This is a genomic window from Kingella pumchi, assembly GCF_022288825.1.
Classification (GTDB): Bacteria; Pseudomonadota; Gammaproteobacteria; order Burkholderiales; family Neisseriaceae; genus Kingella_D; species Kingella_D pumchi.
In genome coordinates, this window is sequence record NZ_JAKOOW010000031.1 from 1 (window position 1) to 963 (window position 963).

At 44.3% G+C, this 963-nt stretch carries 1 pseudogene; it reads right to left on the bottom strand.

Annotation, left to right across the window (positions count from 1 at the left end):
* Positions 1 to 103: 103 nt before the first annotated feature.
* Positions 104 to 783: pseudogene (locus tag MB824_RS08485) on the bottom strand (IS1595 family transposase).
* Positions 784 to 963: the final 180 nt, after the last annotated feature.

Here is a 963-nt window from a genome sequence, read left to right on the forward strand (position 1 = left end):
CGCACCTTCCGAGCAGCTTAAAGTGCTGCGCCGGTGGTGTGAAATTTAGGGCTTATCTAGTACAGCCCCTTTTTTATTTGCAGAGGGGCTTAGGAAGCAAAAATCATTTTAAAGGATCATTCCGCAACATTTTCAGCAGTACTTTGTACAAATCATCATGTCTGTGATTGAAGCGAAATTCAGTTTCTTTCAGATGCAAGTAAAACGTATGTTTTGCTACACCATGTTGTGTATCAGATGGTGTTTCGCATAACTCCAAAACGACTCAATACCGTTAATATGTTGCGCTCCACGAGCAAACTCATTTTGCCCGTGATACACCCTAAAATGCTTTGCAAATCCCATATCAATCAAACCATGATAACCGCGCCATCCGTCAGTATTGATGACGCTCTCAATGGAGATATGTCCGCGTATAACCTTTTGTAGCGTAGCTTTGGAGGCATCGGGTACGATTTCCGTATAGACCTTATCTCCCCGTTTGAGTACCCCAAAGACGATGGTTTTACCACCAGCACCGCTTCCGCGTTTACCACGAATACGCTTCGCACCAAAGTAGGATTCGTCAAGTTCAACAACACCATCAAAAGGAGTTTGCTGCTCACATTCAGCAGCTAACCGTTGCCGTAATTTTAAGAATAGCGTGTTGATACTTCTGACACTGATGCCAGTTAATCTGGCAGTATCAGAAGCAGTCAAATCCAAGGCAAATAGCCGTAGAATTTGACGAAATTGTGGTTCAGAAATTTTGCTGAACTTTTGATACTTGTTTTTTAATTTCATTTCATAAGCTTATCACTGTTTTTGGTGATTTTGCTTCCTAAGCCCCTAAGTATTTCAACGGCGGCAGACGGATAAACCCACAAGCCCTATGGCAAGCCTACACCGCAGGCAAACAAACTGCCGCACAGCTTGCCGCCGCCTGCGGATGCAGCCGCCAAACCATCCTGCGCCATCTCAAAA